The organism is Streptomyces sp. SDr-06, assembly GCF_003324565.1.
Classification (GTDB): Bacteria; Actinomycetota; Actinomycetes; order Streptomycetales; family Streptomycetaceae; genus Streptomyces.
The window spans coordinates 25,045-32,557 of the sequence record NZ_QOLA01000040.1; the positions used below are offsets into that span (position 1 = coordinate 25,045).

Consider the following 7,513-nt stretch of genomic DNA (forward strand, 5'->3'; position numbering starts at 1 on the left):
GCCACCCCGGGAAGGGGCGTGGCTAGCAGGATCACAGCGTTGACCTCAGCCACTGCTCCACGCTCGCGATGTGCACGGTCGCCCACGACCGGGCCGCCTCCGCGTCCCGGTCCCGCAGGGCCGTCAGGATCGCCCGGTGCTCGTGGAGCGTGCGGCTCACCGCGTCCTCCTGGGTCAGGCCCCGCCAGATGCGGGCCCGGGTCGTCGGTCCGGAGAGCCCGTCCAAGAGGGAGCAGAGCACCGAGTTCCCCGACCCCGCCACGATCTTCCGGTGGAATTCGAGGTCGGCCAGGACCAGTTCCTCGACCGAGGGTGCGGGGCCCAGCGCCTCCAACTGGGCGGACAGCACGTCGAGTTCGGCGTCCGGGATCCGCGACACGGCCATCGCGGTGGCGGCCGGCTCCAGGATGCGGCGTACCGCGAGGAATTCGAGCACCGTGTCGTCGCGGTGGAAGTCGACGACGAAGCTCATGGCCTCCAGGAGGAGCTGCGGGTCCAGGCTCGTGACGTAGGTGCCGTCCCCCTGGCGGACGTCCAGGATCCGGATCAGCGACAGCGCCCGCACCGCCTCGCGCAGCGAGTTGCGCGACAGGCCGAGCTCGGCCGCCAGTTCGCTCTCCTTGGGGAGCCGGTCGCCCGGGCGCAGCGCACCGGAGACGATCATTTCCTTGATCTTCTCGATGGCCTCGTCGGTGACAGCCATGGGCGACCTCCATACATCCGATGTATCGGCCCCCATTATGCGCGCTCCGCCAGCCGCGGTGGCCTCACTCCCAGAGAGAGCTCGGCGCCTCCTTGCGGACCACCGGGGCGATCTCCTCGGCGAACCGTGCCAGCGTCTCGGTCTGCTCGGCCGTGGAGAGCCCGAAGCCGTCCACCGTGACCGACTGGAGGTCGTGCCCGTACGCCTCGTGGAAACCGAGGATCTTCTCGATGATCTGCTGGGGCGAGCCGATGAGCTGGGGGCCTTCGGCGATGGCGTCCTCGATGGTGCGAAACGGCGTGTTGTAGCCCACCTTCCCGGCCAGGTGCGGCTTGAAGGTCTGCCGCACCTTCGCCTCGTACACCTCCCGGTAGCGGGAGACCGCCTGCTCGGCGGTGTCCGCGATCAGCAGCCCGCCCGAGCCCGCCGCCACGTGCGCCCGCGCCGGATCGTGCCCGTACTCCTCGAACTTCTCCCGGTAGTGCGCGATGAGCTTCGCGTACGCCGCGCGGGGCTGGATGGCGTTGGCGGTGAACAGCGGATCGCCGTGTCTGGCCGCGAGTTCGGGGGAGTTGAGGGAGGTCGCCGAGCCGTGCCAGATCCGCGGCACCCCGGCGTACGGCCTCGGTACGGTCGTGACGCCGCGCAGCGGTGGACGGAACTCGCCCTCCCAGTCCACCCCTTCCTCGCTCCACAGCCGGCGCAGCAGCTCGTACTTCTCGCGCTGGAGGTCCCACTGGCGGGACTCGTCGAGGCCGAACAGGTCGAAGTGGCCGGCCTCCGCGCCCTTGCCGATCACCAGCTCGACGCGGCCGCGGGAGATCTGGTCGAGCGTCGCGTAGTCCTCGGCCACCCGCACCGGATCGAGGATCGCCACCACGGTCACCCCGGTCAGGAGCCGGATGCGGCTGGTGCGCGCGGCCAGCGCGGCGAGCAGCACCGTGGGGCTGGAGGAGAGGAAGGCCCCGGCGTGCCGCTCCCCGATGGCGTACGCGTCGAAACCGAGCCGCTCGGCCTCGACGCCGACGTCGAGCACCTGCGCCAACCGGTCGGCGGCGGAGGGGAGTTCACCCGTCAACGGGTGCGGAGCGTGGCTGACGATGGAAAGTACCTGGAATTTCATGCGGTGCCCTTCAGATCTGCTTGCCGTCCGGCACGGGAGGCGTCCTCCCACTCTCGCCGCGCGGTGTTGCAGCCTCATGTACGCCGTATGGCGGCGGACACGCCGCAGGGGCGGCTCCCGCTGGAGAGCCGCCCCTGGGTCGGGCACGTGACTGACGTGTCGTCAGTTCTTCTTCCGCAGCAGGTCGTCGACCTTGCCGCGGATCTCGTCCGTGGCCAGACCGCGGATCGTCAGCGTCGTACGGCGGCGCAGCACGTCGTCGGCGGTCTCGGCCCACTCGTGGTCGCGGGCGTAGACGACCTGCGCCCAGATCTCCGGCGCGTCCGGGTGGATGCGCTCGGCGAGCGCCGCGTCCTCGTTGGCCAGGCGGGCGATGTCGAAGGACAGCGAACCGTAGTGCGTGGCCAGGTGCTTGGCGGTGTCGGCGGCCATGCGCGGGCCGGGCGCGGGGCCGTCCACCATCAGGCGGTGGGCGACGGCGCGCGGGTTGGCGATGCCGGGCAGCGGCATCTTGCCGGGCAGTTCGGAGATCGGCTCGAAGTCGTCGCCGAGCGGGTGGCCCGGCAGCTGCTCCAGCTTCTTCATCACCGTACGGCCGATGTGGCGGAAGGTCGTCCACTTGCCGCCGGCCACCGACAGCATGCCGCCGCGGCCCTCGGTGACGACCGTCTCGCGCTTGGCCTTCGAGGTGTCGCCCGGCCCGCCGGGCAGCACCCGCAGGCCCGCGAAGGAGTACGTGATCAGATCGCGGGACAGCTGCTGGTCGCGGATGGAGAACGCGGCCTCGTCGAGGATCTGCGCGGTGTCCGCCTCGGTGACGCGGACGTCCGCCGGGTCGCCCTCGAACTCCTCGTCGGTGGTGCCGAGCAGGAGCATGTCCTCCCACGGCAGGGCGAAGGTGATGCGGTACTTGTCGATGGGGGTGGCGAGCGCGGCCTTCCAGGGGGAGGTGCGCTTGAGGACCAGGTGCGCGCCCTTCGACAGGCGTATGGAGGGGGCCGAGTTCGGGTCCTCCATCTTGCGCAGGTGGTCGACCCAGGGGCCGGTCGCGTTCAGGACGAGGCGGGCGTTGACGCCGAACTCCTCGCCCTCCATGCGGTCCTTGAGGTCGGCGCCGGTGACCCGGCCCTTGGTGAAGCGCAGGCCGGTGACCTCGGCGTGGTTGAGGACGACCGCGCCGGCCTCGACGGCGGCGCGGACCGTCATCAGGGCCATGCGGGCGTCGTTCATCTGGTCGTCGCCGTACACGGCCACGGCCTTCAGGTTGTCCGTGCGCAGCTCCGGCACGTCCGCCGCGGCCTTCGCGGGGGAGAGCAGGTGGCCGACGCCGTCGCCGAAGGCGGACAGCGCCGAGTAGGCGAAGACGCCGGCGCCCAGCTTGGCGGCGCCATGCGGGCCGCCCTTGTACACGGGCAGGTAGAACGTGAGCGGGTTGGCGAGGTGCGGGGCCACCTGACGGGACACCGCACGCCGCTCGAAGTGGTTCTCCGCGACCAGCTTCACCGCGCCGGTCTGCAGGTAGCGCAGACCGCCGTGGAGCAGCTTGGAGGAGGCGGAGGAGGTGGCGCCGGCGAAGTCACCGGCGTCCACCAGGGCCACCCGCAGACCGGACTGCGCGGCGTGCCAGGCGGTGGAGATGCCCAGGATGCCGCCGCCGATGACCAGGAGGTCGTACGTCGCCTTGGACAGCTGCTCCCGAGTCTCGGCGCGGCTCGGGGTGGAGCCGGAGGCCGGGTGCGTCCCCAGGGCGGGGACGCTCTGCAGGGTGGTCATGTCGATTACTCCTCGTCAGTTCTCTTCTTCGAGCCAGCCCATGGAGCGTTCAACGGCCTTGAGCCAGTTCTTGTACTCGCTGTCACGCTTGTCGGCGTCCATGCGAGGGGTCCATTCCGCCGCCCGGCGCCAGTTGGCGCGCAGCGCGTCGGTGTCCGGCCAGAAGCCGACGGCCAGACCGGCGGCGTAGGCGGCGCCGAGGCAGGTCGTCTCGGCGACCATCGGACGCACCACGGGCGCGTCCAGGAAGTCCGAGAGGGTCTGCATCAGCAGGTTGTTGGAGGTCATGCCGCCGTCGACCTTCAGCGCGGTCAGCTCGACGCCCGAGTCCTTGGTCATGGCGTCGGTGATCTCGCGGGTCTGCCAGGCGGTGGCCTCGAGGACGGCGCGCGCGATGTGCGCCTTGGTGACGTACCGGGTGAGGCCGGCGATCACACCGCGGGCGTCGGAGCGCCAGTACGGGGCGAACAGACCGGAGAAGGCCGGCACGAAGTAGGCGCCGCCGTTGTCCTCGACCGAGGACGCCAGGGTCTCGATCTCGGCGGCGGTCTTGATCATGCCCATCTGGTCGCGCATCCACTGGACGAGCGAGCCGGTGACGGCGATGGAGCCCTCGAGGGCGTAGACCGGCTTCTGGTCGCCGATCTGGTAGCCGACCGTCGTCAGCAGGCCGTTGTAGGAGTTGACGGGCTTGTCACCGGTGTTCATCAGCATGAAGGTGCCGGTGCCGTAGGTCGACTTGGCCTCGCCCTCGGAGAAGCAGGTCTGGCCGAACAGGGCCGCCTGCTGGTCGCCGAGCGCGGAGGCGACGGGGATGCCGTCCAGGACGCCGCCCTTGGCGTGCCCGTACACCTCGGCGGAGGAGCGGATCTCGGGCAGCACGGCCGCCGGGATCTCCATGGAGGAGAGGATCTTGTCGTCCCACGCCATCTCGTGGAGGTTCATCAGGAGGGTGCGCGAGGCGTTGGTGACGTCCGTGACGTGCACACCGCCGTCGACGCCACCGGTCAGGTTCCAGATGACCCAGGAGTCCATGGTGCCGAAGAGGATGTCGCCGCGCTCGGCGCGCTCGCGCAGGCCCTCGACGTTGTCGAGCAGCCAGCGGACCTTGGGGCCGGCGAAGTACGACGCGAGCGGCAGGCCGGTCTCGCGGCGGAAGCGGTCCTGACCCACGTTGCGGCCGAGCTCCTTGCAGAGCGCGTCGGTGCGGGTGTCCTGCCAGACCAGCGCGTTGTGCACGGGCTCGCCGGTGTTCTTGTCCCACATCAGCGTAGTCTCACGCTGGTTGGTGATGCCGATCGCCTTGACGTCGGCGGCGGTGATGCCCGCCTTGTCGATCGCGCCGGCGACGACCTCCTGGACGTTGGTCCAGATCTCGGTGGCGTCGTGCTCGACCCAGCCCGGCTTGGGGAAGATCTGCTCGTGCTCCTTCTGGTCGACCGAGACGATCCGGCCGTCCTTGTCGAAGACGATGCAGCGGCTGGAGGTGGTGCCCTGGTCGATGGCCGCGATGAACGGACCGGTCGAGTGGATGTCGCTCATGGGGTGCTCCTGGGAAGTCCGAAGGGGGTCGCGTCGAGGCTCAGGCGAAGGCGATGTTGTAGATGCCACCGGCGATCGCGCCGCCGACCAGCGGGCCGACGACCGGGATCCACGCGTAGCTCCAGTCCGAACCGCCCTTGTTGGGCAGCGGCAGCAGGGAGTGCACGACGCGCGGGCCGAGGTCGCGGACCGGGTTGATGGCGTAACCGGTCGGGCCGCCGATCGAGAGGCCGATGCCGACCACGACGAGCGAGGTGATCAGGACACCGATGACGCCGAGACCCTTGCCGTCGCCGTTCAGACCCTGGGTCAGGATCGCGAGGACAAGGACGATCGTGGCGATGATCTCCGTGACCAGGTTCTGGACCACGTGGCGGATCTCCGGGCCGGTCGAGAAGACGCCGAGCACCGGCCCCGCCTCGTGCTCGCGGGCCTCGACGGCCTTGGCGTCACCGACGATCTCGGGGTCGGTGAGGTGGGCGTGGAACTGGCCGTAGTAGGCGAGCCACACGAGCACCGCGCCGAGCATGGCACCGAGGATCTGTCCGCCGAGGTACACGGGGACGTCGCTCCACTTGGTGCCGCCCTCTATCGCGAGACCGAGGGTCACCGCGGGGTTGAGGTGGGCGCCCGAGAGGGGTGCCGAGATGTAGGCACCGGTCAGCACCGCGAAGCCCCACCCGAAGGTGATCGCGAGCCAGCCGGCGTTCCGCGCCTTCGAGCGCTTCAGCGTGACGGCGGCGCACACGCCACCGCCCAGCAGGATGAGTACGGCGGTACCGATGGTCTCGCCGATGAAGATGTCGTGGCTGGACACCCGCGACTCCTTTGTCCTTCGTCCAGGGGAAGGCGAACTACCGGGTCCCTCCGGTGGTCCGCGCTCTCAATGGCTGAGAGCTGCCGGCCCTTGGCGTTGTCACACTCTAACTCGTATTGCCGGTAGGTGTTCGACAATGCCGACCGTTGAACGGCAGTTTTGCCCCCGGGTTAACTGGGCGTCAAGACTTCTGTGACCGGAATCCCTGATCGTTACCAGGTGGTACGAACCGCCAAACATGCCCCCGGCGGCGCGACCAAGATCATGTACTGGTATGGGGCGGGGTGCGGGGCGGGCCGTCCCCGGCCCGCCGCGGGCGGCGCTGCGCCGCTAGAAGCGGCCCGCGCCCAGGTCCCGCGAGACCGCGCGGGCGCAGTCGCGTACCGCGGCCACCAGCTCGGGCCGCACCGCGCCGTCCTTGCAGACCCGCTCCACGGCGCCCGTGACGCCCACCGCGCCGACCGGCATCCGGCGCCGGTCGTGGATGGGGGCGGCCACCGAGGCGACGCCCTCCCAGGTCTCCTCGACGTCCGAGCCCCAGCCGCGCGCCCGGGTCAGGTCGAGGAGCTCCTCGAAGCCCTCGGAGGAGGTGACGGTGCGCGGCGTGAACGCCTCCTGCACGGTGTCCACGGCCTCGGTGTGCGCCACCGGGTCGTACGCGGAGAGCACCTTGCCCAGGGCGGTCGAGTGCAGTGGCTGCATGGCCCCCACCTCCAGCACCTGGCGGCTGTCGTCGGGCCGGAAGACGTGGTGCATGATCAGCACGCCCTGCTGGTGGAGCACCCCCACGTACACGCTCTCGCCGCTGGAGCGCGCCAGATCGTCCGTCCACACCAGGGCGCGCGCCCGCAGCTCGTGGACGTCCAGGTAGCTGTTGCCCAGGCGCAGCAGCTCGGCGCCCAGCTGGTAGCGGCCCGACGCCGGGTCCTGCTCCACGAAGCCCTCGGCCTGCAGGGTGCGCAGGATTCCGTGCGCCGTGCCCTTGGCGAGGCCGAGCGAGGAGGCCACCTCGGACAGGCCGAGCCGCCGCTCGCCCCCCGCGAGCAGCCGCAGCATGGCGGCCGCCCGTTCGAGCGACTGGATGTTGCGCGCCATCGCGCTCCCTCCCTTTAGGGCACTGCTGAACCGGTTCTCGCCGCTGCAGCGGCCGGCTCTCTCAACAACTGGTTCGACAATGCTGAACAGTATCGGCCGTTGCCGACCTCGTGTCACCGTGAGTGCGGCAGCCCCCGACACTTCCGGACAGCGCTCAGGGCTCAGGGGGCCCCGCCCGGGGCGTCCGCCCCCTGATACACCCGCGCGCCGCCGGGGGCCGCCCGGTTACGCTGGCCGCGTGCGCCCTCCTGCCGGACGGCGCAAAGCCGACAGCCGTCGCACTCCAGGGAGCACATCCATGGCCTCGTTGCCGACCCCTTCCGCTGACAGCCGGACCCGTATCGACGCTTTGCGTGAGGCGCTGGCCACCCGGGTGGTGGTGGCTGATGGTGCGATGGGCACGATGTTGCAGGCGCAGGATCCGACTCTGGAGGACTTCCAGGATCTTGAGGGCTGCAAT

The 7,513-nt window shown here is 70.3% G+C and carries 6 protein-coding genes; all 6 read right to left on the reverse strand.

Going from position 1 to position 7,513, the window contains the following annotated elements; translation table 11 throughout:
- Positions 1-31 precede the first annotated feature (31 nt).
- Positions 32-703 carry a FadR/GntR family transcriptional regulator gene (locus DT019_RS37710; protein WP_114041515.1) on the reverse strand — a complete coding sequence of 224 codons (672 nt, stop codon included), beginning with the start codon at positions 701-703 and terminating at the stop codon, positions 32-34.
- A 64-nt stretch (positions 704-767) separates the two neighbouring features.
- Positions 768-1,826: an LLM class flavin-dependent oxidoreductase gene (locus DT019_RS37715; protein WP_114041516.1), complete on the reverse strand. Its 1,059-nt coding sequence runs from the start codon at positions 1,824-1,826 to the stop codon at positions 768-770.
- Positions 1,827-1,988: 162 nt separating this feature from the next.
- Positions 1,989-3,599 (reverse strand): glycerol-3-phosphate dehydrogenase/oxidase, encoded by a 1,611-nt coding sequence (locus DT019_RS37720; protein ID WP_114041517.1) that lies wholly within the window; start codon positions 3,597-3,599, stop codon positions 1,989-1,991.
- 15 nt (positions 3,600-3,614) lie between these two features.
- Positions 3,615-5,141 (reverse strand): glycerol kinase GlpK, encoded by a 1,527-nt coding sequence (glpK, locus tag DT019_RS37725; protein ID WP_114041518.1) that lies wholly within the window; start codon positions 5,139-5,141, stop codon positions 3,615-3,617.
- Positions 5,142-5,181: 40 nt separating this feature from the next.
- Positions 5,182-5,958: an MIP/aquaporin family protein gene (locus DT019_RS37730; RefSeq protein ID WP_114041519.1), complete on the reverse strand. Its 777-nt coding sequence runs from the start codon at positions 5,956-5,958 to the stop codon at positions 5,182-5,184.
- A 330-nt stretch (positions 5,959-6,288) separates the two neighbouring features.
- A complete protein-coding gene (locus tag DT019_RS37735; protein WP_114041520.1) occupies positions 6,289-7,053 on the reverse strand; it encodes an IclR family transcriptional regulator in 765 nt (254 codons plus the stop codon).
- Between the last annotated feature and the right edge of the window lie 460 nt (positions 7,054-7,513).

Excerpts from the sequence above, each read along its gene's own strand:
- DT019_RS37720 (WP_114041517.1), bottom strand. The coding sequence starts at position 3,599 with ATGACCACCCTGCAGAGCGTCCCCGCCCTGGGGACGCACCCGGCCTCC.
- DT019_RS37715 (WP_114041516.1), bottom strand. The coding sequence starts at position 1,826 with ATGAAATTCCAGGTACTTTCCATCGTCAGCCACGCTCCGCACCCGTTG.
- DT019_RS37710 (WP_114041515.1), bottom strand. The coding sequence starts at position 703 with ATGGCTGTCACCGACGAGGCCATCGAGAAGATCAAGGAAATGATCGTC.
- glpK (WP_114041518.1), bottom strand. The coding sequence starts at position 5,141 with ATGAGCGACATCCACTCGACCGGTCCGTTCATCGCGGCCATCGACCAG.
- DT019_RS37735 (WP_114041520.1), bottom strand. The coding sequence starts at position 7,053 with ATGGCGCGCAACATCCAGTCGCTCGAACGGGCGGCCGCCATGCTGCGG.